27 protein-coding genes, 1 pseudogene and 2 CRISPR repeat arrays are annotated in these 24,323 nt (G+C 39.5%); of the genes and pseudogenes, 10 read left to right on the top strand and 18 right to left on the bottom strand.

Features of this window, described 5'->3' with window-relative positions; translation table 11 throughout:
• The first annotated feature begins 67 nt into the window (after window positions 1-67).
• The 5 genes from cas1 (at window position 68) to F7734_RS64150 (ending at window position 3,138) form a co-directional block, all read left to right on the top strand.
• Entirely contained in the window at window positions 68-1,186 is a 1,119-nt protein-coding gene (gene cas1, locus F7734_RS34960) for a CRISPR-associated endonuclease Cas1 (RefSeq protein WP_155749106.1), read from the top strand.
• A complete protein-coding gene (cas2, locus tag F7734_RS34955) occupies window positions 1,187-1,462 on the top strand; it encodes a CRISPR-associated endonuclease Cas2 (protein ID WP_155749105.1) in 276 nt (91 codons plus the stop codon). It begins immediately after the preceding gene.
• A 218-nt stretch (window positions 1,463-1,680) separates the two neighbouring features.
• Window positions 1,681-1,998: a CRISPR direct-repeat array (repeat unit 36 nt; unit sequence CCCCACCGATTGGGTTAATTCGGATTAGTTGGAAAC).
• Window positions 1,999-2,101: 103 nt separating this feature from the next.
• Window positions 2,102-2,527 carry a transposase family protein gene (locus F7734_RS64155; protein ID WP_347566339.1) on the top strand — a complete coding sequence of 142 codons (426 nt, stop codon included), beginning with the start codon at window positions 2,102-2,104 and terminating at the stop codon, window positions 2,525-2,527.
• Between the two features lie 118 nt (window positions 2,528-2,645).
• Window positions 2,646-2,909 carry an AbrB/MazE/SpoVT family DNA-binding domain-containing protein gene (locus F7734_RS34945; protein WP_155749122.1) on the top strand — a complete coding sequence of 88 codons (264 nt, stop codon included), beginning with the start codon at window positions 2,646-2,648 and terminating at the stop codon, window positions 2,907-2,909.
• Entirely contained in the window at window positions 2,896-3,138 is a 243-nt protein-coding gene (locus F7734_RS64150; protein WP_243147249.1) for a type II toxin-antitoxin system VapC family toxin, read from the top strand. Before F7734_RS34945 ends, F7734_RS64150 begins: the two co-directional genes overlap by 14 nt.
• 441 nt (window positions 3,139-3,579) lie before the next feature.
• On the opposite strand, the gene F7734_RS34935 is transcribed toward F7734_RS64150, so the two are convergent.
• Window positions 3,580-4,464 (bottom strand): CRISPR-associated protein Csx3, encoded by an 885-nt coding sequence (locus F7734_RS34935; RefSeq protein WP_347566338.1) that lies wholly within the window; start codon window positions 4,462-4,464, stop codon window positions 3,580-3,582.
• Between the two features lie 462 nt (window positions 4,465-4,926).
• Here F7734_RS34935 and F7734_RS34930 point away from each other — a divergent pair, with 462 nt between their 5' ends.
• Genes F7734_RS34930 through F7734_RS34920 form a run of 3 tightly spaced genes read left to right on the top strand, consistent with a single transcriptional unit; the run spans window position 4,927 to window position 5,970 of the window.
• A complete protein-coding gene (locus F7734_RS34930; RefSeq protein WP_155749104.1) occupies window positions 4,927-5,178 on the top strand; it encodes a type II toxin-antitoxin system Phd/YefM family antitoxin in 252 nt (83 codons plus the stop codon).
• Window positions 5,171-5,539 carry a type II toxin-antitoxin system RelE/ParE family toxin gene (locus F7734_RS34925; protein ID WP_155749103.1) on the top strand — a complete coding sequence of 123 codons (369 nt, stop codon included), beginning with the start codon at window positions 5,171-5,173 and terminating at the stop codon, window positions 5,537-5,539. The genes F7734_RS34930 and F7734_RS34925 overlap by 8 nt, the downstream gene beginning before the upstream one ends.
• Window positions 5,533-5,970, top strand: coding sequence for a type II toxin-antitoxin system PemK/MazF family toxin (locus F7734_RS34920; RefSeq protein ID WP_243147248.1), 438 nt, complete (start codon window positions 5,533-5,535; stop codon window positions 5,968-5,970). The genes F7734_RS34925 and F7734_RS34920 overlap by 7 nt, the downstream gene beginning before the upstream one ends.
• A gap of 132 nt (window positions 5,971-6,102) precedes the next feature.
• Here F7734_RS34920 and F7734_RS34915 read toward each other — a convergent pair whose 3' ends face one another.
• The 9 genes from F7734_RS34915 to F7734_RS34875 all read right to left on the bottom strand — a co-directional run bounded on the left by F7734_RS34915 (window position 6,103) and on the right by F7734_RS34875 (window position 15,259).
• The gene (locus F7734_RS34915) at window positions 6,103-6,447 is read right to left on the bottom strand and encodes a hypothetical protein (protein WP_155749102.1); all 345 of its coding nucleotides are present in this window, start codon (window positions 6,445-6,447) and stop codon (window positions 6,103-6,105) included.
• Window positions 6,448-6,872: 425 nt separating this feature from the next.
• Window positions 6,873-7,100, bottom strand: coding sequence for a hypothetical protein (locus F7734_RS34910; RefSeq protein WP_155749101.1), 228 nt, complete (start codon window positions 7,098-7,100; stop codon window positions 6,873-6,875).
• A gap of 42 nt (window positions 7,101-7,142) precedes the next feature.
• Window positions 7,143-7,640, bottom strand: a complete 498-nt coding sequence (locus F7734_RS34905; RefSeq protein ID WP_155749100.1) for a PH domain-containing protein — start codon at window positions 7,638-7,640, stop codon at window positions 7,143-7,145.
• A 184-nt stretch (window positions 7,641-7,824) separates the two neighbouring features.
• Window positions 7,825-9,552, bottom strand: coding sequence for an RAMP superfamily protein (locus F7734_RS34900; RefSeq protein ID WP_155749099.1), 1,728 nt, complete (start codon window positions 9,550-9,552; stop codon window positions 7,825-7,827).
• Window positions 9,553-9,560: 8 nt separating this feature from the next.
• Window positions 9,561-10,016, bottom strand: a complete 456-nt coding sequence (locus F7734_RS34895; protein WP_155749098.1) for a hypothetical protein — start codon at window positions 10,014-10,016, stop codon at window positions 9,561-9,563.
• A gap of 20 nt (window positions 10,017-10,036) precedes the next feature.
• A complete protein-coding gene (locus F7734_RS34890) occupies window positions 10,037-10,873 on the bottom strand; it encodes an RAMP superfamily CRISPR-associated protein (protein ID WP_155749097.1) in 837 nt (278 codons plus the stop codon).
• Between the two features lie 32 nt (window positions 10,874-10,905).
• Entirely contained in the window at window positions 10,906-12,117 is a 1,212-nt protein-coding gene (locus tag F7734_RS34885) for a type III-B CRISPR module-associated Cmr3 family protein (protein ID WP_155749096.1), read from the bottom strand.
• On the bottom strand, window positions 12,105-13,976 hold the full coding sequence (locus tag F7734_RS34880; protein WP_155749095.1) for a type III-B CRISPR-associated protein Cas10/Cmr2: 1,872 nt from the start codon (window positions 13,974-13,976) through the stop codon (window positions 12,105-12,107). The genes F7734_RS34885 and F7734_RS34880 overlap by 13 nt, the downstream gene beginning before the upstream one ends.
• Before the next feature lie 230 nt (window positions 13,977-14,206).
• Window positions 14,207-15,259, bottom strand: coding sequence for a CRISPR-associated protein Csx3 (locus F7734_RS34875; protein WP_347566337.1), 1,053 nt, complete (start codon window positions 15,257-15,259; stop codon window positions 14,207-14,209).
• Window positions 15,260-15,483: 224 nt separating this feature from the next.
• On the opposite strand from F7734_RS34875, the gene F7734_RS34870 reads away from it, so the two are divergent.
• Window positions 15,484-15,627: a hypothetical protein gene (locus F7734_RS34870; protein WP_155749094.1), complete on the top strand. Its 144-nt coding sequence runs from the start codon at window positions 15,484-15,486 to the stop codon at window positions 15,625-15,627.
• A gap of 484 nt (window positions 15,628-16,111) precedes the next feature.
• On the opposite strand, the gene F7734_RS34865 is transcribed toward F7734_RS34870, so the two are convergent.
• The 8 genes and pseudogenes from F7734_RS34865 to F7734_RS34830 all read right to left on the bottom strand — a co-directional run bounded on the left by F7734_RS34865 (window position 16,112) and on the right by F7734_RS34830 (window position 22,854).
• Window positions 16,112-16,510, bottom strand: coding sequence for a transcriptional regulator (locus F7734_RS34865; RefSeq protein ID WP_155749093.1), 399 nt, complete (start codon window positions 16,508-16,510; stop codon window positions 16,112-16,114).
• Window positions 16,494-16,793, bottom strand: coding sequence for a type II toxin-antitoxin system HigB family toxin (locus F7734_RS34860; protein WP_155749092.1), 300 nt, complete (start codon window positions 16,791-16,793; stop codon window positions 16,494-16,496). Before F7734_RS34860 ends, F7734_RS34865 begins: the two co-directional genes overlap by 17 nt.
• A 368-nt stretch (window positions 16,794-17,161) precedes the next feature.
• Window positions 17,162-17,567: a CRISPR direct-repeat array (repeat unit 36 nt; unit sequence CCCCACCGATTGGGTCAATTCGGATTAGTTGGAAAC).
• 171 nt (window positions 17,568-17,738) lie between these two features.
• Window positions 17,739-18,671 (bottom strand): annotated as a pseudogene (locus F7734_RS34855) (MFS transporter); the annotation flags it as partial.
• A gap of 727 nt (window positions 18,672-19,398) precedes the next feature.
• The gene (locus F7734_RS34850; RefSeq protein ID WP_155749091.1) at window positions 19,399-20,739 is read right to left on the bottom strand and encodes a ThiF family adenylyltransferase; all 1,341 of its coding nucleotides are present in this window, start codon (window positions 20,737-20,739) and stop codon (window positions 19,399-19,401) included.
• Window positions 20,740-21,020: 281 nt separating this feature from the next.
• A complete protein-coding gene (locus F7734_RS34845) occupies window positions 21,021-21,506 on the bottom strand; it encodes a hypothetical protein (RefSeq protein ID WP_155749090.1) in 486 nt (161 codons plus the stop codon).
• A 57-nt stretch (window positions 21,507-21,563) separates the two neighbouring features.
• Entirely contained in the window at window positions 21,564-21,761 is a 198-nt protein-coding gene (locus F7734_RS34840; RefSeq protein WP_017746831.1) for a hypothetical protein, read from the bottom strand.
• A 96-nt stretch (window positions 21,762-21,857) separates the two neighbouring features.
• Window positions 21,858-22,250 carry a hypothetical protein gene (locus F7734_RS34835; protein ID WP_155749089.1) on the bottom strand — a complete coding sequence of 131 codons (393 nt, stop codon included), beginning with the start codon at window positions 22,248-22,250 and terminating at the stop codon, window positions 21,858-21,860.
• A 49-nt stretch (window positions 22,251-22,299) separates the two neighbouring features.
• Complete coding sequence (locus tag F7734_RS34830; protein ID WP_243147247.1) at window positions 22,300-22,854, bottom strand: NYN domain-containing protein; 555 nt, start codon at window positions 22,852-22,854, stop codon at window positions 22,300-22,302.
• Window positions 22,855-23,140: 286 nt separating this feature from the next.
• Between F7734_RS34830 and F7734_RS34825 the strand changes: the two genes are divergently transcribed.
• Entirely contained in the window at window positions 23,141-24,112 is a 972-nt protein-coding gene (locus tag F7734_RS34825) for an NYN domain-containing protein (protein WP_155749087.1), read from the top strand.
• Window positions 24,113-24,323: the final 211 nt, after the last annotated feature.

The raw sequence follows: 24,323 nt of genomic DNA, 5'->3' as shown, positions 1-24,323 counted from the left end.
TCCACCTTCAGAAAGAGAAGAGAGTTTCTCAGCGATCGCACCTGGGTTGGAGGTTGGGAAAGGTAATATGGCAGATATTGCGACTTTACATCAACCTTTTCTTGCAGAAATAGAAACAGAATTACCTCCTCAAAGCGAAGAGGATAACAGCCCTTTTCAAAAAAATATTTGGAATCGAGAAATGGCGGCTATTTATCTCATCGAACAAGGGACAAGTATCTATAAAGATTATCAGCGTTTTGTTATTCATGTGTCTGATAAACCTAAATTAGAAGTTCCTGTCCGAGAAGTTCAGCAAATTCTTGTTTTTGGTAATATTCAACTATCAACTCCCGTGATTCAAGCCTGTTTGCAAGAACAAATTCCTGTTTTATTTCTCAGTCAAAGCGGTCAATATCACGGTCATTTATGGAGTGAAGAATCCACTCATTTAGAAAACCAGCTCGTTCAAGTTGAGAGACGCAATGATGATTATTTTCAGTATAATGTGTCCAAAGCGATCGTCTACGGGAAATTGATGAATTCCAAACAACTCTTGTTGCGATTGAACCGCAAGCGCAAGATAGCGGAAGTAGAAAAAGCTATCTTTGGAATCAGTCAAGATATTGATTCGCTGGATTCAGTAGATAATTTAGATACTTTACGTGGTTATGAAGGTATAGCTGCTGCGAGATATTTTCCGGCTTTTGGGAAATTAATTACTAATCCCAATTTTGAATTTTCTCTGCGTAACCGTCAACCGCCCACTGACCCGGTAAATTCTTTGTTAAGTTTTGGTTACACGCTTTTGTTTAATAATGTCTTGAGTTTTATTATTGTCGAGGGGCTTTCTCCTTATTTGGGTAATTTTCACTATGGGGAAAAGCAAAAACCCTATCTAGCTTTTGATTTGATGGAGGAAATGAGGTCAGTTATTGTCGATAGCTTGGTTTTAAATATTATTAATCATTCTTTGCTAAAACCGCAAGAATTTGACATAGTTCCTAGCACGGGAGGAGTGTACTTAAATCAATCAGCAAGAAGAGTATTTCTTAAACAATTTGAAGCCCGAATGAATGAAGAAGTTTCTCATCCAGATTTACAATCTCAAGTCACATATCGTCATGCAATTCAATTACAAGTTAGACGATATAAACGGAGTTTATTATCTGGGGTTTTCTATGAACCTTTTTTAAGAGCAGTGTAAATGTTAGTGCTTGTAGTGTATGATATTCCTAATGATAAAAAACGCACAAAATTGTCCAATTTCCTAGAAGGATACGGGCGAAGAGTTCAATTCTCTGTGTTTGAATGTTTTTTAAGTTTGGAGGAAATGCGGCAACTTTACGAACAGGTGAAAAAATTAGTGAAGCCAGCAGAGGATAATGTCCGATTTTATTGGATATCTCAGGAAGCTGTGTCCAGAGTGTTAACTATTGGTGGGGAAACCCCCCAACCACCGCCAAAGTATTATGTTATCTAGGTTTGAGGGTTCTTTGAGGGTTACTTTCAGATGTTCATCGACACCACTCGCTGAATCGCTGAAACCCTATATTTTTCGTTGAGTGGTGTCGATTGCTTACCATATAAGGGTTTGAGCTATGTGTTTTGCTAAATTTTTGGGAGGATATACTATAATTCCATCAGTGGTGTCGATTTGGGGGCTGAAACCCTTACTGCGTAAGCTCTCCTAGACGAACTCCCCACCGATTGGGTTAATTCGGATTAGTTGGAAACTTAGTGCGGCTACTGGGTGGTATACCACCCAGCCCCACCGATTGGGTTAATTCGGATTAGTTGGAAACGTTAAACATTAGAGACTCCTTCTTTTTTTCCTTGAGTGCCCCACCGATTGGGTTAATTCGGATTAGTTGGAAACTTTTTAAACATGTCTACAACTCCTGAGATAGACCCCACCGATTGGGTTAATTCGGATTAGTTGGAAACCAGTGATCGCGCATTACTAGTTCATCTTTTGGTACACCCCACCGATTGGGTTAATTCGGATTAGTTGGAAACTTTGAGTGTTGTTCCGCAGAAAAAGTATTACTCTGCTAAAAAGAAAAGCCATACCTTTAAAAATCAAATTACTGTTCTACCTAATGGTTAAGATATTGTTGATGTGATTGCTGGAGAACCAGGAGCAAAAAGTGACATAACTTTGTTTCGTGAAAGTCAGAAAGACTTTGAACCCAATCAAAAATTTCAAGGTGATAAAGGTTATATTGGAGAGCCATCAATTAAAACTCCTACAAAAAAGCCGAAAAAAGGAGAATTAACTCTCTTGCAAAAAGAGAAAAATAAAGAAATGGCATCATCGCGAATATTTGTTGAACATTTGATTCGTTTACTGAAAATATTACCAGCAAGTAAATTTTGTGCGGCTGACGGCGATGGCACTTGCGTCGGTAGGGTGGGCAAAATTCCTATATTTGGCAATATATTCCGAATTCATCTGCATTTGCCTACCCTACAATATCTGGCGATCGCGCGTGATTATCCCATTTTCAACTTTTGCGTCCTTTGCAATTTGATTGAAGGTAGCTAGGATCGCGATCGCCTTGGATGTGATGGCATTGCGTAACACACCAATGGTAGAATATATTGGCGATCGCCTACATTGCTATAATTTCAACAGGATAATTATATTTTCCCTTCTCTCAATTATGGAAATCACAAAAATATCCAATGAAGGACAAGTAATGATTCCCGAACCATTGCGAAAGTCTCATGGCTGGGAAGTGGGACAGGAACTGATAGCAATTGATATGGGTGACGGAATTCTTCTGAAACCAAAAAAACCTTTTTTAGAAACCACATTGGCTGATGTTGCTGGATGCTTAAAATACCAAAGCACACCAAAAACTATTGAAGAAATGGATGATGCTATTCGTCAGGGTATAGAGGAATCATGGCATGGTGGCAGTTGATACTAATATAATTGTACGTTTTTTGGCTCAAGATGACAAATTACAATACCGAAAGAGTCTAGAAATTTTTCAAACACAGAATGTTTTTATACCCGACACTGTAATTCTCGAAACTGAATGGGTGCTTAGATTTGCCTATAAATTTAAACCTGTCGAGATTTGTGAAGCTTTAAGAAAACTTTTCGGCTTACCAAATGTTTATCTTAATAACGCAAGTTTAGTGGCTTAATCGTTGCAATGGCATGAAGCTGGCTTAGATTTTGCGGATGCTTTTCACCTTGCCAATAGTCAAAATCATACACAATTTTATACTTTTGATGAGAAGTTTATAAAAAGAGCTAAGGGATTAACTACTTGTGAAGTACACCAACCTTAAGTTTATAATTTTACCTTGACAACAACTAAATATCTGTATTTGAGAGGAGTTTAAAAATGTGCGATCGCTATATTCGTCCTTTGCTTTAATCGTTATTTTTTTTTCAACATCGTAAAATCTGTCATACTGACTTTACTGAAACTACAAATTTTCTCCAACCACTCCATAAGTAGGTAGGTGGAAATCAACCAAAGTCTGTTACAGAACGTAAATATGTTGGAAACTCTTGCCAATGACCGATGACAAATGATAAATGACTGCCCTGACAACTTAACTTTCATTGTGCCAACTCACTTAACATCTCGTCAAATGAATCAAAACTTCAGCTAGTGCTTTTATCATTGGACGAGTTGATAAATCTTCTCCCCGTTCTAACCGATGTATGCTACCTGTAAGTAAAGGTGCTGTTTCTAGTAATTTGTCGGTGTTGAGCTTCCATTCTTCGAGGAGAAACACTTCATCTTGAGTAGCGTGTAAAATACTGTGAATCTTGGCAACAATTTTGAGATTTAATTTTTGACAACATTTTTCCCAGTCTGCAAAGTCATTTGTATCAGCTGCAAGGATAACGGCATGGGTTGCTGGTGCAATAATTTTCTCGTTTTCTGGAGTGATTTTACCACCAATATCAATAATATTAATTAACTGGTTAGCGCTCGTGACCCATTTTGAAGCTTGTTCTGCAAATTCTGGGGTAAGTTCAGATTTCAGACAAGGCTTGTTATCCTTGGCTAATTCCTGATTTTGCTCGTAAGTTTTTTGATACCACGATCCTTCTCCATCGGGACAAGCAGTAATGACATAGGGATAAATACTGGGATAAGGTGCATACAAAGTCCCTAAAATCGCCTGTTTTAAACCTTCTCGCAAACATGATTTTCCAGAATGTGGGGGACCGCACAACACGACTTTGATAATATTGCGCTCTTGTTGCTTTTCTTGTGTTTCAATCACATCCCCCACTTTGTAGGATGTTCCATGAGAAATAGTAACTATATAGTTTTTGTATCTCAGTGAGCCAGTGTTTGTATTGATTTTACTACCCAATTTTGGATCGAGAACGGCGATGACTTCGTATAAATGAGCGAGTTTATGGGCGATGGTATAACCTACAGCAACAGATTGCGCCCCGTCAATGAGAAGACGATGTCCTCCAGTAATTTCTCCAGAATCAATCATCTGGTTCAGTAATTCTACGGTATCTTTAACTATGCGTTAGCGAAGCTTACCGAAGGTATCGCCCTGAGCTGGTAAAGTGCGGTTAAACCCGACTCGCAGTACCTCGCCTTCTAGTTGAATTTGATAGCTATACATATCCGTGTTTTTTTACAACAGCTTTACTATCGCATGGAGATGGAATATGCATTTTCCACGATAGTGGGTGGAATGACCCCAGAAAAATTCCATTCTGAAATTGACGCTGGAGTCGCTATAGGCTACTTGCCTCCCGCATATTTTAGGTGTGGGGGAGTGGGAGGAGTTTTAAAAACTGAGTTTTCAAAAAAGCTACTTTTTGATCTGGAAAATGTATTACATATTTAGTAGAATAATTGTACAAAAAGCTATTTTTGTCTTTTTTAGCCTAATTGTACATTTTGTACATTTTTGGCTGACCCACTTTATTAATTAATGTGTTGCCCTATGACTGTCATAAGTGCATCTGATGCTCGTGCAAACTTTCAAGAAATTATCAATCGTGTTGAGTATGGCGGTGAGCGCATTCTCATTCAGCGTCATGGTAAGACTGCTGTAGCTGTCATTGGGTTAGAAGATTTAAAGCGACTTGAAGCACTTGAGGACGCTATTGATTCTGATGAGCTTCGTCGTGCAGTTGAGGAGAATGATGGTTTTACTACTTTAGAATCTATTATTGCTAGTCGAGGCAATGAATGAACGCTATAGTTTAAGAATTGCTAAGACTGCGGAAAAAGACTTGAAAGACTTACCTGCTAAACAATTTAAGCAGGTCAGTGTAAAAATCTTTTCTCTTTGTAGCGATCCTAGACCTCACGACCACATAGCTTTAAAAGGTTATGAAGGTTACCGTGTCGATCAAGGCGAATACAGAATTCTTTATACGATTGACGATACAACCAAGATGGTTGATATTTTTCGCATAGGCAAATGTAATATTGTAATTACACCAAAAAGACGAAAAAAATATACTCTTGATGAATTGTTGGATGGAATGACCCCAGAAAAATTCCATTCTGAAATTGACACTGGAGTCGCAATGGGGAATGAAATTTGGTAAGCATTCCATATATTCCAGATAGAGGCGATATTATTAAAGTAGATTTTGGCTCAAAAGAAATGACTCCTGATTTGGTCAAACGAGCATTTATATTGCAAGAGTCAGGGCTGTCTTTTGAAGATATTGCCACAACACTAAACGCTGAGATGCAACAAGGGCGAGAACAACAAGGTTATCGCCCTGCATTTGTTCTATCACCGCTTAAATACAATCAAATGGCTTCAATGGTGTTAGCGTGTCCAATCACTACACGCATAAAAGGTCTTAGTTTTGAAGTAGTTCTGACAAATGGAATGAAAACTATCGGCGTAGTCTTAACAGACCAAATTAAATCTTTCGATTGGAAAATCCGAAAGATTTTGTTTGTAGAGAAAGCCAATCTAGATTTAATTGAAGAAGTCCAAGCAAAAATCGAAACTTTGATTTTATGAAAGTAGATTTACGCTAGCACCACCCTATTGGGTACGATAGACAGTAGGCAACTGTAAACGCATAGATTTAAGTCAATCTGCTTAACCGCTTTTTTGGCGTTGGCGATCGCTACTCCTGATTGTGGCGGTGGACTACTCCCGCCCGAAGCGATCGCGCAAGTATTCCCAGATTTGTTGTATCTCGCGTTGCCGCTGTTCTATTTGCCTACGGAACTCTTGGCGGTCAATGGCGGCTTGCTGTCTATCGGCTGCGGCTTGCGCTCTATCGGCTGTAGCTTGCGCTCTATCGGCTACAGCTTGTGCTGCAAGTACATCAACACGATTGGTTACAGCGTTTACATTTTCAGTTAGTTGCTGGATGTTTGCCACTAGCACATCAATGGTGTTGTTATGCGCGGCTACCTGTTCACCTACGTTACTGAAAATAGATTCCAAGCGGGTTAAACGGGTTTCTAGAGATTCTGGTTGATTAGTCATTCGTCACATCCATAAAATTCGATAAATTGGTTATTCATCTCTTTATCGGTCATTTTTGTGACATCAATGCCCTTAAGTCAATGGTAGATGGGTTAATCATTCTCTTGCTCCTCGTCTTGGCTTTGGACAATTTTTAAACCTCTTTTGCTTGCTCTGCGACGTTGGTCGCCTAGCGGTTGTACCCTTTTGTCTTCAGGTAACTTGCTGTTGCAATGCTCGAACAAGATTTTTTCTACGTAAGAATTAACGTACCGTGCTTACTCAGAGAGGTTTTTTATTGATGCTCAGGGGTATGGGGGTACTCGTACCGCATTCATTGCCACTTTGCTTCATCTGTCGAAAACAACGGTTAATGATATTACGAACATCGCGGGCGTGTTTTTTCCAATTGAGATGCTCCCGTTAAATAAATCAATCCTGTGCCACTAATCAACATCATCCTGTTCAGAATTGTCTTGATAATCCTCATCCTCCTCCGATTCTTCATTCTTGCTTTGTGGAGCGGGACAATTTATTGTTTCAGATTTATAAAATCCCCAAATAATCTCCTTAGTTTCGCGATCGCATTGTTTTTCAATACGTTCTAGAGTTTCTTCTTTTCCTGACTCATAATTAAAATTGAAGTCAAAATCAAAATTTTTTTCACCAGCCATAACTTTTCTCCTGAGTGGCAATATATTAGAAAGTTCCTAAACTTAATCTCGACGTAAAACTCTTTTGATATCTTTCTCCTCATTTGTGGCTTGCCTAATTTTTTCGGCTACTCCTAAAGAATTAGGAATTGTATCGAGAAAGATTTGTGAATGGGAATAATCAGTGCTAAATATCCAAATATCTCCTAACAACAGAGGCTTTTGATGCAAACAGCTTCTGAATATATCAACAATTTGATATAGCAACCCCCTTTGTACTTGAATATCAGAAACTCGATAAAGCTCAAGAAAATTTATTTGCCTCCAGAAAATACCAGTTCTCAGAATTAGCCTCTGGTTAGTTAAAATATACTTGCTATATTTAATTTGCAAGTATTTCCAAAAGAAGTAGGGAATAGGGAAAATTGTCCAAACTAAAGAAATGAGTACCAGACTTAAAAGGAGATGAGCGGAGAGAAGTTTGAATAAAGAGGAGCGGAATTCGATAATTCCATATTCTACTGTTTTGCTGATGTTTCTGTTGTCTGTTTTCTTGTTCATCTCTATTTACCACTACAATAAATTAGGTTGTGAGCTTTAGTAATTTGAGTATTGCATGGCAATGGAAATAGAGATTTCCACCGAAGCTCGAAGAACAACTCGCCGTCCTCGCCAAATGTCCCTACAGCCATAGTCTGCCACAGGTTCCCGTATCATTAAGTGGGTCAGCTTTTTTCTTACTCATCTACCAGAGTCGCCGAAACCTATCTTCGTGTGATGTTCTGTGGGCTTCTCTGTTCAAAAAATTCAAAAAATCATCACATTCTGGAGAATCATCGGGAAAGATTGTCAGAAATTCCATATACTCGTTAGTAATTTTAGGAATTGGTTTACCATTAGGTTCTTCTGGTTTTTTTAGGATAACTATGGGATACATTCGATGCCATAGCCTACCTATTTGGCTGATGCGACCTTCTACACGACCCGTTACAGATGTTTGCTTAATACTAAGTTCAGGTTGTCTGATTTGAGGATCGTATCGTTGAAACGGTTGATGCAACCATGTTATAGCTTTACAATCTCCACTATCTTCAGCTATCCTTCCCCAAACTTGAACGTTATCTGAATGCCATGCTTCACGCCAGTTTGCCTTGTTATCTGGGTTAGGTACAACGCCTTGCGACTGCATCCACTCTTGAGCTATTTCTCGTACATTATTGATAAATCCTGTAGCCTGAGTTAACTTGCGGACTTTATTATCATTGATTAAAGAACCCCTATCCCATTTCCAATGGCAACCTATTAAAGGTTTACGACGATTATAATAATCTTCGTAAAATATTCGATGGTCAGCACGTCGCCAAGATTTTCCAAAACCACCTAGCAGCATTGCAAATCTCATTAATGCTCGCAGAAGTTTATTCAATATCTCTTTTTGTTCATCTTCAAGTGCTTGAGTTAACAGCCAATACAATTCACAAGCAACGTTATAAGTGGGTTCATTATAACCCTCTGCAAAAGTATTTAGATGCAAAGATGATGTTTTAAAGGCTATTCCTAATAACCCCTGTGTTCCCTCTCCTTCAATACCACCAAATAAAGTATTTACTAAATCTCTAGCAGTTTCAGCATTTGTTAAACCGCTAAAGATACGCAGCGCATGACCGCGTAATGATGCTCTAAAAATATTAGGACGAAACTCACTTTCTTCGCTATTAATTAGCTTTGGTGCTTGTCCTTGACCTTTCAGGAATACTCTATAAAGGATTTCTCCCTGGATGTCGAGCGATGTTTCTATATTCCCATTATCATCTAAACGGGCTTTAGGAAATCCATAACCATTGCTAACTCTGCATCCTATCCCGTAACCTAATGCCTTTTCCCAAATCTCCCAAACTTCATTCCAATTTGTGTTAGGCTCTAGACTAGAAATACCAAATTCGATAGTTGGTTCGTACAAAGAAATTAAGGCAAACCCACTTTCACCTTGCGGTTTTTCTGCAGTATCGTTAACTTCAACTTGCCATTTTTGTTGGGGATGAACAATATCTATCAATTTCTCTGTCCAATCATTAATGGGATAACCACCATGAAAGCGCAATAGACTGGGTTTTTCGCCATCACCTGTCAGCCTGTATCGTTGCTTTTGTTCTTCTGTACAAGCTTGACAAAAAGCGCCTTTCATGCTGCTACCGGGATAAAATGGCAAGCCAAATGCACCTATCACCGGACGAATAATACCTTCATCTTGACCGCCATTAGAGACAAATCGCCAGTTCATTTTGTAAGTTTGAGTTTGAATTTCTTTATCAAACTTGGGGGGATGAGGATAAGCTTTTTCTGTCCATTCTGAAGCCCAACGTTGACTATCTTGTTCTTGATTTTTGGAAATAAATTGAAGTTGCGATCGCCCTTTTGTTTGAGCTTGGAACATGAGCGGTACTCTGTCAGTTACGTTAGAGATATTCAACATAATATGTACTAGTTATCTTCTTCATGAGTTAGGTTGGTAGTTCCTTTATAGCGCTGCGTCCACCACACGATAGAATCGCATAGTTGTGTGAGGACTGCTAAAGCAAGTTGTCGGTCTTCTAGTGTTAATTTAGTCCCGCGATTGTCTACTGCTAATTCACCCCAGAGTTTTCGTGCCATAGTCTTAACTGCTGTGCTATCATCAACGCGAACTGGATCGTTAGGAATCGTGACACCAGCACGAGCCATAGTATTGACCAGAATATCCCAAGTTGCTTTCCAATATCGAGATTTACTCTCTTCTCTTGCTTGCAGACGCAAATGTTCTCCCCAAAATCTTTCTAATCCATAAGCAACAGCTTCTCGCATTTTAAAAGACTGATTTAAAGACTTTGGGTCACGTTCTTTAGCATCTAATACCAATTTTTGCGCCATTTGGTCTAAATTATAGTCATGCCAAGCCATAAGTTCTTTCCTCTGTTTTATTAGTTAAATGCTTCACCTGCTAGAGTTACATTACAGCGACCAAATCCAATAGATTCTAAGCCACCAAAATAAAGCTCTCTGGAATAGGGAGTATTAGAGCTATATTCACCAAATGGATGCCATCCTTTTTGTTTTAAAGCAATAGGAAATGCTAAAATACTACCTACAGGCAAAGCTTCCACATTGAAAAATGCACCAATTTTTGTGTCTACTTTCTTCATATCATCAAGTAATTTGACTCGACTTTGCCGATAAAGTCCCATATCGTGCAGCATTGAAATATCTTTGTCGTGTACTACAACCAATTGGTTAACAGATAAATCTGTACCAGGAGGAATCCATGCAGATAAATCTACCTCATGTTCTATACTTAAGAAACCGAGGTTAAAGAATAAAACTTTCTGGTTAGTTTCTGGTATTGGACGTGCTTGCAAACCAGGATGTGCGGTGTAGGGTTTGGGAATTTCTGCTTGAATTGAAGCGATTTGCTTGTAACGTTTAAGTAATAACGGACTGCTAACCCAAACTATTGGTTGACCGGGACAAAAAACAGGAAACCAAACTAAAGAAGCGTATTCAAATTTGATTAAAGCTTCAGTGGTACTGTTGGGATTACCTGTTTGTGCTTCGTGTCCGTAACAGTCATTAGCTAAATCTCGATTGTGCGATCGCATATCAGCGCGAAACCTACCCCTAATGGAACTCCCTGGTATGATTCCCGTTTGAGTAAACTGGTCGCGGAAAATCAGGTTTAAGTTACCTGTTTCTTCTCCCGCACTTGCTCCAATATGCAAAGGTGCTAGGGTTTCAATAATGCCATAAGCTTTGTGATACATTTATGATTCTCCAAATGAATTTTTCAGTCTCATCACACCGAACAAGCACTTGGTAAAGGGAGTGCTAACCCGCATCCCCAACGTTTGAAGGAGGGACCCTCTTTTGGGAACCATTTCTCATCCCAATATTGCCAAGATCGATCTGTCAGTCCTTCAAGCTCTTTTACAACGTAAACGGTACCCGCAGGAACTGCATAACGTCCTCGTGAGAGGAGTTTTGGCGGTTTTTGGTGTTGTTCGCCTTGAGGTTGATGATTGTCATGATTTCCCAAGCGATAACGAAAGGGTATGGGACGTTCTGTTAACAAAGCGTCTACTGCCCAAACTTTTTTATCGTTGCTTTCTGGGTTTTCTTGTGCGTATTTTTTTGAGTCCCCTTTTTGTAGATAAACAGGTTCTCGGTAAGATAGGCGATTGGAACCCCAAACAGCAGGTGTAATTAAAGCAAAACTTTTTCCCACAGGTTGCTCGAGCAAAGCTTGGACAGTCGGGGACAAGTCAATGCAACGCACATCCACCATGTGTCCCTCCCCACCAAAACGATACCAACCATCTTTGAGTTCGGTATTGGAAAGGTAAACCAGACATGCATCAGGATTTAATTGCACGGCATTTTCTAAAAATAAACTACCGCGCTCTAATTCTTCATTAACTCTGCGTTCATCTTCTTTAAGTCGGGGGTGTAGGTGTGGAGCATACTTCCAAGGAGGTATAGCTACTTTAATTGACTGACTTTGGTGCTGATTTCCTGATTTAATTCGTTTCCAGTGGCGTATCCCAATCCAGGTTCCTTTCTCAAATTTATCGGTGAGAATTGGAATGATGGTTTCTCTATCAAAATTCTCAATTGAGGATGGTAGCCACTTTTTATCTTGACTTTCTTTCTCTGTTTGCCATGTTAATAAGTGTTGTATCGTACTATTTTTTACCAAATAATTGAACGGTATAGGAACGTAAAAGTTGTGAGGATTTTTACTCCAAGCCCAAAATGGACCTGCAAGTTGCAATTTCTCTAGGTATTCCATATTACCTTGATAGCGATCGGCAAATAGACCTGATAAAGCCGCAGCACTGGGAGGAAAACTATTACCGGAACGTCCTATCAAATTTTCTGGTGACAGAAATTTTCCTGCACTACCGTAGAGAAAACCTAAAGGTTCTATAACTATCAAATATTTGAATGGAGGGTGGAGAAAATCTTTTGATTGTGTAGACTCGTGTTTTACTGTTTCTACTGCTGACATAGGTGAAATCCCACTTTAGCAAGGTTAATAATCCAATCGTTTATAGCTTCGTTAACTTTGGTCTGATTTAATGTACCAACCTCAGTATTATCTATGGTATAATTTTGGCGATTGCCCAAAATTCCGGCGTTCACAACTGTTAAATCTGCATTATGGTCGTGCAACCAGTTGTTTTCGTCTTTGATAATGTCTACTATCTGAACAGGAAAATAGACTTCCAACAGACCGAAAGCAATCTCTGTACTTCGCTCTTTGAAAGCGTGACGCGATTCTAGAACTGCGACATCATTATATATATGCGTCCAGTTTTGTTTCGGTTTTTGGGAATTGCGTTCTCTATCACAATAACTCGAAAGCAATCTTTGTTCTAATAGCCACCAAGGACACACCCACTCTAAATAATTGCCATTATTAAACAAAACTCGGAATGCTATCCTATCTCTTCCCTTATTTTTCGCTGATTTCTCGGCTAAACGACAATGTTGCAAGACATCCCGTTGGGGAATACTGGAACCAGCCCAGACAAAACCAACACTTACGGTAATTGGCTTTTTCTTGGGATTATTTTGATTTATATCCTCATTCTGATGCCATATCTTGCTTTTGAAAGTCGAGAAGTAATCAACACAATGCTGTGGTTGTAATCTTTGGTTTTCCTTTCCCGTATCGTAAAAAACACCTAAAAAATCATCACCACCTGCATAAACAACACGACAACTTTCCGGAGAATTTTTGTGAAAATGTTTACCCCATTCCCGCATCTGTTCACTAAATTGATTGATTCTTTCACCTTCTTCTGATGTGTTGGCAAATCGTTTTAAATAATCACCAGCTTTATCGCCATCACCTTGAAACCAACCTTGGAAATCGTTGTATTGTATGAGTTTGTAGGTGTCAGCTATCTTTTTCTTTTTTGGTCTACTTACATCCTTAAAAGAATCTGGATTCAGGTCTTGTGGTAACTTGTCAATTTCGGCGAATGCTTCTTGATTTGCGATCGCCTCTTCTCCAAAACGTTCTTTGAGCCGTTTTTTTAGGAGATTGACTATTTCTTTTACAATGACTTTATGGGTAATCAATCGCTTGATTAATTCGGGAACACTCAGTTCTTCATCTGGGTCGATAAAAGACTCGCCATACTCTTGACTGCGTTCCGCTTTTTTGTCTTTTGGTACATTTATGTTTGGAGTAGCATCAATAAATGATTCTCCTAATTTTTGGCTGAGTTGTGCGTTAAATTTTTTAATGGCTGTCCTCTCTTTTTGGTAGTTATATTCGTTAGGTTTGGAAATTTCGCCTAATCCTGGATAAGCTATAGCGTCAGCACCAGAAAGTGTAGAACTTTCTCCTTGCCAGTTGATTGCAGTCCAAGCACGAGAGCGTTTTTTCTCGTTTAGCAACTCCCGAACATAACTAATCGTATCGGTTTTAATATTCGTTTTATTTGCTGCATCTGATTCTTTTTGAGGAGTCTGCACCCAGAAAAATTCCCATGAATATTTTGTCCACAGTCCCCAAATTCGTTTCCAAGGTTCGTATCTCCACTCACCTGTGACTTGCAATTCAATCCATTCTCGACAGATTTCAGTGACGCATTTCCAACCAATGTTGAGAGCAGATTTGGCATCTTCTTCAGAAAAATTGCCTTCAATAATAATCTGATTGGGCATTCCTTGGCTAACGTTTGGTAAAGCTGGAGAAATAACTCTACAACCTTGACTTTTTGCAACATTACAAATTATCCAAGATAAGTAAGATAGTAAATAAGAACTCCCATACAAATCTCGCAATTTCCGCGATTTCTCGATAAATCCCTGCACGGGAGCAAAAGTTATGACTGTGTAAATTTTGTGAGTCATATTTAATGAAAAAGAGATTTCTTGTCCTGACTGAATTTTTTAAGCACGGTAAAATTTGTGATACTGACTTACAGGGCATACAAATCTTCTTTGCATTTCAAAGCACCCCGTAGCAAGCATCAACTCCAAAAGTAAGAGAGAAAATTAGTAAGTACCAATCATTACATTAGTTCTTTAAATCACATAAAGATGCTATCTAAAGAATTTTTTCAGCTTTCACGATGAAGACCTTAACATTTCGTCAAATGTATCAGCACTTCAGCGATCGCTTTTACCATTGGACGGGTTGATAAATCTTCTCCCCGTTCTAAGTGATGTACGCTCCCTGTGAGTAAAGGTGCTATTTCTAGCAATTTGTTGGTGTTGAGCTTCCATTCTTCGGGGAGAAACACTTCATCTTGAGTAGCGTGTAAAATACTGTGAATCTTTGCAACGATTTTGAGATTCGATGTTTGACAAAATTCTTCCCACTCCGCAAACTTGCTTGGATCGCCTGCGAGGATAACTGCATGGGTTGCTGGTTTCACAATTGTCTCGTTTTCTGGGGTGATTTTCCCACCAATATCAACAATATTGATTAATTGGTTAGCACTCCTAACCCATTGTGCAGCCTGTTTTGCAAATTCTGGGGTGAGTTCAGATTTCAGACAAGGCTTGCTATCCTTGGCTAATTCCTGATTCTGTTCGTAAGTTTTGTGATACCACGATCCTTCACCATCGGGACAAGCGGTAATTACATAAGGATAAGGTGCATTCAAAGTCCCTAAAATCGCCTGTTTTAAACCTTCTCTCAAGCAGGATTTTCCAGCATGTGGAGGACCGCACAACACGACTTTGATGATACTGCGCTCTTGTTGCTTTTCTTCTGTTGCAATCACATCGCCGACTCTATGGGATGCTCCATGAGAAACAGTGACTATGTAGTTTTTATATCTCATTGAGCCAGTAGATGTACTAATTTTAGTTCCCAATTTGGGGTCAAGAACAGCGATGACTTCGTATAAATGAGCGAGTTTATGGGAAATCACATAACCTACAGCAACAGATTGCGCTCCGTCAATGAGAAGACGGTGTCCTCCAGTAATTTCTCCAGAATCAATCATTTGGTTTAATAATTCTAGGGTATCTTTGACTATGCGGTCGCCCTGAGCTGGTAAAGTGCGGTTAAACCCGACTCGCAATACTTCGCCGTCTAGTTGAATTTGATAGCTGTACATATCCGTGTTTTTTTGCAACAGCTTTACTATCGCATGGAGATGGAATACGCATTTTCCATTAGACATCTCCAAAAATTAAGTATGCGTTACCCAAAAGTCTTGGTAGGGGCGCGGCGGCCTTGCGCCCTTACATCATTCAGAAAGTGTCTAATGTTAATGTTTACTTTGGACAAGATTAATGATACAAAAGCCTACAAGGTCGTGCAATTTTATAGAAGAATATGGGGAGTTGAAAAATGCAAAATGGTATAATTAGCCAGATACAAATCAATAAAAATTAAAGAGTCAGGATGATGCGCGAATCTACTGTTAAACTTATAATTGCCTTGCAAGATTCAGACTTAGACGAAGAAGAGTTAGACAAGCTGACAAAGAATTTGTTGCAAGAAATAAACACAAGTGCGATCGCCTGCTTAGAAAGCTGCGTCTTTTAACTACATTTCCCTTACTAGCCGCTAAGATTAATGTATTGCGCTTGTTTAAAACTTTAATTTTGCATGACAGCTATCCCATAGATGGCTAATTTGAAGATAATTATCTTGTTAGAGAATAAAATGATAGGGTAATTGCTTCTGCCCTAGAGCTTCCCTCTTATCGAGTGGAAGCTACTACTCGCGAGCTAGCACTTGAAACCCTAATCTATTTAACGATAGCAAGCGTTCAGATCGCCTTTCAAAGATTTCAGAAGATTTGAGGAAAGTGTTTTTCAAGACGTCTGCTCCGGAGGAGCGTCGCCATTAATGTTGCGGTTAGTCATCTTCCCTTACATCCCTAACTGAAACAATACCTCCACTGCACCATTGGATAAGTAGCCATTTATCTGATTCCCGGTAAGCATGCTGGCGTCATCTGGTTGGTTTTGAGTCATGCTGCATTCCCCTTATCATTTTTTTCTGTAGACTATGCAGGACAGGCGCTTCAAATAAATAACCCAGGATCTACCTGAAAAAACTCACCCAAAGCTTTTGCCTGCGCTTTGCTAATCTCTCGCTTAGCATTAACAACTTCAGATGTTACCCCACTCGAACCGAGAATGCCAACTAAATCAGCCTGCTTTAAATTACGAGCTTCCATCAAATGCACGAGCATAGAGTGAGGGCTGGACTGACCCATCGGGTATTGCTCATCCTCATATTTTTCGATCAGAGCAATTAAAAGTTCAAATAAAGCAGATTCTTCTGCTGTTTTGTTTTGACGATGCGCCAGTTCTTCAGCTAGTGCGATCGCCCGCTCATTTTCTTCATCCGTTTTAATTACCTTGGGTTGATATTCAGCCAGTAAATTGGCATAAATTTCTGGATTAATAGTCAGGGTCATTTTTCCACTTATCTTTGTCGTATTCGGCATGAGTTAAAACATATTTAATAAAAATTGTGGCTTCTGGATAGATAATATCTACTATTAAGCGATACTTGTTCCCTTTAATATTGAAAACTGTAAAATTGCCTACTGCCTCCGCCGTTGGATAAATTGCTTGTACTTCAGTCAGATCGGACCACTTTGCCTTACTCGCTGCTTTATACCAATTATCGAGTGCATCATAAGAATCCCCATGTTTCTCCCAGAACTCTTTCAGCTTTTTACGACTGATGACGTGCATTCAACTGCCAGGATTTGTTTCTCTTCCATTCTCTCAAAATGAGAGTAAAATGTCAAACTATCTCATGGAAGCGCCATGGAAGCGGTTTCGAGGGAGTAAACTATTGGTGGAGAAGCATACCAACCACTGCTCAAGTATTCTGTTATCCAGATGTAACGGTTTTTGGAAAGCCACTTTCAGATGTTCATCGACACCACTCGCTGAATTGCTGAAATCCTATATTTTTCGTTGAGTGGTGTCGATTGCTTACTAGACAAGGGTTTGAGCTATGTGTTTTGCTAAATTTTTGGGAGGATATACTATAATTCCATCAGTGGTGTCGATTTGGGGTCTGGAACCTTTACTGGGTAAGGTCTCCTAGACGAACTCCCCACCGATTGGGTCAATTCGGATTAGTTGGAAACCTCCTAAAAATAAAAACTAAATAAGCATCTACGTATAAAGCCCCACCGATTGGGTCAATTCGGATTAGTTGGAAACGGTGAGCCGGAACCGAAGTTCCGACGCTGGATATTCCCCACCGATTGGGTCAATTCGGATTAGTTGGAAACCATTTGGTCAGCCATCAGAAAAATACGAGAACTATTATCCCCCACCGATTGGGTCAATTCGGATTAGTTGGAAACAATGAGATTTGTCCTTTCCCTTTTTTAGGGGAGTAGACCCCACCGATTGGGTCAATTCGGATTAGTTGGAAACAAGTGGTGCAGTAGTAAAGTTGTATTTTTTTCCTGACTGCCCCACCGATTGGGTCAATTTGGATTAGTTGGAAACAATTGAAAACTTCAAAAGTCCTATTAACAAAGCGACAGGTGCAGCAAGTAACAACCACATGGTATTTTGTAAACCATAGTGTTGAGCAAGCAAACCCAACGCTAGTGGCATTAAACCACCCACAAAACCAAATAAGTTACTCAATGTCATGACTGTACCACTCTGTCCTGGCATTGCTGTATACAATTGTCCTTGGAGAATTGAGTACCAACCTGCATTAAACAAACCCAGTAAACCGAGAATTAATAACTTGATATTGATGTTTGGTACGAGCAAAAAAGTCGGGTACAGAAACAAAACAATTATGGCGCTTAATTTTAAGTAAGCAATTCCCCTCACTCTTTCTAGCAAAGGAATGAGCAAAAAATCTCCTAGCAAGCCAAACCCCAACCAGATAGTGATAGCAAAACTAGCCTGGGTATTGCTTGCACCAATAACATCAACAAAATACAGTGCCAAAAAGCCATGCAAAATATCCAGCATTAAATCGGAAAATTGTAACAAAGTTAACCAAAGCAGCACTTTTCGCCGTTTTAAAGCCGCGATCGCATGACCTATACCCTCTCTAAAACCCTGTATTGGTTCATCAATTTTGTCAGGTGTCGTTGGAATTGCTTTTCGAGACTTCCATAGCATTCCCAACAGCAATACTGTTAGCACAGCCAAGATAAAAAATGCACTCCGCCAACTTTGATGCAATCCTACAGCAACCGCTAACACCACCGGACCAATAACATTTCCCACAGAACCAGCTAAAGCCCAACGCGCCATATTTTGCTCGTGGCGTTTCGGTTCGATGTCCATGAGGGTAGCTTGGGAAAGACTGACAAAGCAACCGGAAGCAGGATAAAACAGGATAAAGGCTCCCAAGAATAATGGAAAATTGTGGCTCAGGGAAATGAGTAATAAGGCAATTGCAAAACCAACCCCTCCGCCCAAAATCAACTGTCGTCGTTGACCGATATCTCCCCAGATTCCCAGTATCAGTTCTATTATACTACTGATAGTATTCGGTATTGTCAGCAACATCCCAACTTGGGTGTAGTCAAGACCTAAGTCGTTGCGAATCAAAGGCCAAGCAGCACCGCGCACCCCATCAATCATTTCGTCTAATAATTCAATGATGAGGAAAATTATGGTTAATAAAATTACATGACTCGCAGTTTTGTTTTTACTATGCTTAAACAATTGTGTATTCTCCCATCTTCAACATTTGGTAACCAACGCACTCATGAAAACGCTGGCTGTTGGTGGGGGAATCCACGAACAAAACGGTACGAGTTGTAATGTAAATCGCTGGGGCGATAATTTTCTAGTGGCTTACCAGGGTGGGTAATACCAATTCGTAATTCGTAATTCGTAATTCGTAATTAAAAAAGTCATATCTGGTCTGGGTTTCGGGGTTTGAATGTGTTGCTGGATTTTAGAGAATTGGTACAACTTATAGATATTGGGTGGTAAACAGATGGCTTACAAACCATCTGTATTATATTGTAATATGCAAAAGTTGGTTTGTTTGTTGCTCCTTGCGATAAACCTCCGGTATCGCCAAGAACGATATCGGAGGTTAGCTGTATGCTATAGCAGTCCTAAATGATTTACAAACACCTCTTCCTTGTCTTCCTTGTCCTCCTTGTCTTCCTTGTCTCCCTTGTTTGGATCTCAAATAGGATTGCTATAGATGGTTCTCATACTATTTTACGAAAAGGTTTATACAAATCGATAATGTAGAGACGCCCCATAACACGTCTCTACAGAATTTATATGTACCGCGATTAATGCGAAATGGTATCATTTGTTGAAAAATCAAACGTTGAGGCGATCGCTTGACTCAACAGCAAAAGAAACAATCATCAGACCGCAAATACTCAGTATTCGTCTTGCGCCAATCACTACCGGGAAACTCATAAACCCAATCAATCCCGGAATCTACATTTAAAAAACCGCTCACCATCCCGTGAATCACACCAACACCCGTACTTGCACAGATACTATTCAACCAAAAGACTGCTGGGTCATTCACACCTTCTATATAACCTACACTCCCAACCATTTGATGAATTTCAGCAGGTGCAGACTCAAAAGCAGCCCTTTGCAGGCTAATGATATTACCGCACATCAAGCACCAACCACCCCCCATAGGAGGAACGCTCACTCTACAATACATTCGCGGTGTATGGTCTTGTTTCATATCTATGTGAGTCCCCAAACACACTAGAGGACGCATATATTCCAACGCTATTTCTTGAGCCATTTTTCGAGAAAAGTGGTTGTCTGTTGCTACCACAATTAAATCGCAAGTTGCTATTTCTTGCCGAGCTAATTCACTTTCAATTGAAGTTGGGATTGTTTTCACACAAGAACCCTCACTGTAAATTCTTTTGATAAGATGCTTGACGTAATGCACTTTATGCCATCTTTGTTCTACCATTTCTTGTGTAGCACCAGGCATGCGATTGAGATTCAGAGTTTCCAATCTATCGGGATCAACTAATACCCAATTTTTCACACCCAAACGCCCCAATAATTCCGCAAAAATTGAACCAATACCGCCACAACCAATTAATGCCACTTTTAGTTCGTTGAGCAGCCTTTGATTAGCTTCTCCAAAGATTTTTTGCCGAGCAAACATTAAATCTGGATTGTTCATATCATTTTCATTAGTCGCGACTTCAAACAAAGAATTACAGAATTGAACCTTCTCAAACTTCCGTCCTTTCCTATCCCACATCCGAAATTGACAAGACTGAAAATCTTCATCAAATACCCCAGAAATCAAACGGGGTTTTTGGGGAAAACCAGATGAGATAAATTGAGCATATTCCGACTCATAGCGATCGTCAATGTAGGAAAAATCAGGCATTCCTCGACCCGCGTGAGTATGAATGTGAACTACATCTAACCCCACTCGAAGATAATTTTCCAGTAGAAAGGAATGAAAAGGCTGTGTTAATACCAATCCAGTTGCAGATTGATGTTCGTAGCAGTCCGGTGAAGGAACGACCCAAGTTTTAGGGATATACCGGATTTTGCGTTTTGAAACCTGATGGCGCTGACAAAAGAAAAAACCAATGACTTCTTCATTAAACATTCTCGATTTGAGCATGGATTCCTGAAATTCAGACCACATTTTTGGTGGTACGTGAAAAGAAATGGTGGTAGGTTTGTTCATGGTTAGTTGTTAGTTGTTAGTTGTTAGTTGTTAGTGGTTGGTAGGGAAATAAGGTCACCGCACCCGTACAGTAGAAAAGTGCGTTGGCCTAGCCCTGTCAAGGTGGGTAAAAACTTTAGGAAATCAATTGTTCTCTCTCCTATTACCTCTGCGTACTCTGCGTCTCTGTGGTTAAAAAAATGGCTTTTAAACCGCAGAGGCGCTGAGAGCACAGAGAGTAAAGATGAGGAATTACCGCCTAAATCAGAGTCACCTTGACAGGGCTAGGTGCGTTGGGCGCATCAATCATCGCTATTAATTGCGTGGCGTGCTGTAACAAACAAAGTCGCAAGATTGTGTCCCTTCTCAGGAGTCTGACTGGGTCTCCAGGAATTCAACCAAACATCATGGTTAAATCCTCCCCCCAAACCGACGCAATACCAATACCATCCTTCCTCACTCAGAAATGGCGCACCATAGTAGCTTTGGCGGGTAAAGTGATGGTCTCCCTCTCCTACCGTATTCCAAGGGTAATTTAGATAGCAGCCAATGGGAGGAAGGCGCGGGTAATCTGGTGGTAATAAAAACAAAATATCTGTGTTAGAAACAGTAAATTTTTTGGAAGATAAAGGCATTCCCTTAATGAGAATCGCCGTATATCTGATATCGCCGACTGTCTTGCTACCAACTATGACATTTTTGGCAACTTTTTCTAACAGTTTGAGTTCTTCTAGAATTCGCGAACTTGGCTTAAATCCCGATTTTTCTTGACTCATTGCGATCGCCATACTTCACCTCTGCAATATTTCCAAATCCAAAACTTAAGATTCCCATCCAAAATTTTGTTATCCCTTCACAATTTTGGGTACACTCCAAACCTTAGAACCTTCCTTGAGTGCTTCGTTGTTTTTTAGAGGACGAGTTCCGCTAAAGCCTTCTTCCATCACATCATCTTGACCAATTTCTGGTAATTTTTTTCTTAATTCTTCAACAGTTGTACCTTGGGGTAAATCGACCAGTTTGCCGTTAACAATTGCTCTCATCTTTTTTCCTCTTTTTTGTCTAATTTATAAATCCCGTTTGGGTAAGTTATTGGTTCGTAGTAGCGCTTTAGCGCATGTATCACTAATACGAACCAATTACTTAAGTTTTTGTTGAATGAATGCTACAGACTCCGCACGTTTTTGAGGGCGATCGCGCTCGAATTCAGGTAGATGATTTATGACAAGCATAAATAATAAACCTCCCAAGCCAATAACATTACTAATCTTGAAAAATAACAACTCTTTAGCTTGGCTTGATGTTAACTCTTCTAAAAAGCCAATTCTTTTGTCAAGTTTTTGCAAAAATGTTTTGACATTATTAACCTCATAACTGACCTTTTGCAAATATTGTGTATAGTCTTGTTTGGTAAGAGCAGACACTTGAGATTCTAAAGATTCACAACGTCGAATGATTTTCTCAGTCCTTTGTGTCAGTTCATCTAACCGATCGCGTTCTTGATTGATTAATTTGCCATTCACTGTCACCATGAATAACTCCTTTTGTTTTTTGTTTTTAATTTATCCCAGCATTATGCATTTATGAATCAAAGACATTAGCACTACCAATTCGGTGATAATTTTGGTTAGTATCATGTTGGTCAAATTTATCAAACACCTCAGTTAAATCCACTACGCTATTAGCTGAATTTTTTAATTCATTTCCTAGTGATTGTTCCACGGACGCTACCTCAACCCGTATTCCTCGTCTTCTCAGTTTTTCTGCTAAATAGGCAAAATCAGAATCACCTGTCACTAAAACAACAATATCTGGTTTAATTTCTAAAGCTAACTCAATGGCATCAATTGCCATCACAACATCAACATTACTCTCATAATCATCTCCTTTCGCCTTTCCTTCTTTCGCTACAACTAAAAATCCATTACTCTTTGCCCAGTATATAAATTTCTCTTTACTTTTTCGCTGTTCTTCAAATCTTTCTTTTGCAGGAGGTAAACCCAGATAAATAACCATTTCAATCAGTTCTCTACCTTCTTTTGGATCGGCTAAATAATCACGCATTTTATGCCAATTTATTTTGCGATTAAAACTTTGTGCTGCCATAAAGGTGTTATCGCCGTCTGCAACAATCATCACTCGATGAAGATTTACCATACACTTTCACCACGTTTTTGGGGTTTGTGTTTTCTTATTTCTCATTAAAACCCATAGGTGGAATATGCATTTCTAGGGGTAGGGGTTAGGGTAGGGTTGAAAGAGAGTGGGAGTAGGGGAGTGAGAGAAGAAAATTTACATATGTTCTGGTGTATGCTATTTATGGCAACTACTGAAAGCGATATGCGATCGCAAACGGAAATATCATTTTCCACCTACTTAGTAAACTAAATACATCACAGTCAACAATTAGTGAGTAGTAAAAATGAAACTGACTCAAGCATTTCCGATTGCAATGGCTGCATCAATGGCGTGCATATTGACTGGAACTATTAGCAAACAACCTCTATTGCGCGGACTGGGGGAAATAGCTGCATTGGGAGCCATTTCTAGAAAAATACTAGCCAACCAGTCCCAATTAGATGAGAATAACCAGAAGCAATTAACCCAATTAACCAAAGAAAATACTTGCTTGCAAGCCAAATTGGCTAATGCACAGAGTGAATTAGATAAACTTGAGAAAAAAGTGAAAACTCAAAATACCTGTCAGCGCCTGTATCTTTCAAAAATCGATAAATTACAGCATCAACAAAAAGTCATCGTTGGAAATCTCGCTCAATTGCGAGAGAAGTTAGAGAACAAAACTGTTCCCCAATCTAAAAATCAGCCAAAAATTTCTCAAAAGCCAACTCAACCATCATCAGTTGAGTTATTTCCTGATGTTCCAACATCAGTAACCCGTGTTTATATAGATGGCAATAATTTAAGCTTTGCTCTCGATAGCTTACACATTGAAGTTGATTATAACGCTCTGCGAGTAGAGCTTTCTCAAAATACAACGGCTACAAGTTTTAAATATTACACTGGTGTTTTCTCGCCAATGACTGAAGGACAAAAGCGGTTTATGAGTTATTTAGAACATTTGCGTTATGAAGTCATTGGGCTTCCTATTCTACCCCGACCTGATAGTCATAGTGTCAAGACTGTGGGTGATGATGTAAAGATTGTTGTTGATATGCTGAGGGAAGTGAAACAGCAAGATAAGGTAATTCTTGTCAGTGGTGATGGTGATTTTATTCCTGCGATCGCTGAAATTCAACGACGCGGTGCAACAGTCACTGTTGTTGCAAAGAAGGGTATGTTAAGCCAACAGCTTTCAGAAATAGCAAATGATGTGATTTTATTGGATAATATTCAATACAAAATCGCTAAATGTACTAAGGTGAATGTAGCTTGACACTATGTTTAGCCAATGACTTATAAATTAATTAGTTCGTAGTAGCGCTGTCTTCGCATGCATCTCAACGACAAACCTAGTATCAGTGTTTATCCGAGCATGATATAAATCATTTGTAGCGATAGTGTTAGAGGATGTTTGAAAAGTCATGATTGATGTATCAAATATTTTTTACCCCACCCTAACCCTCCCCTTAGAAAGGGGAGGGAAC

It is taken from the genome of Scytonema sp. UIC 10036 (genome assembly GCF_009725235.1).
The sequence above is the reverse complement of the archived record's forward strand: the minus strand, read 5'-3'. Positions and strand labels throughout refer to the sequence as shown.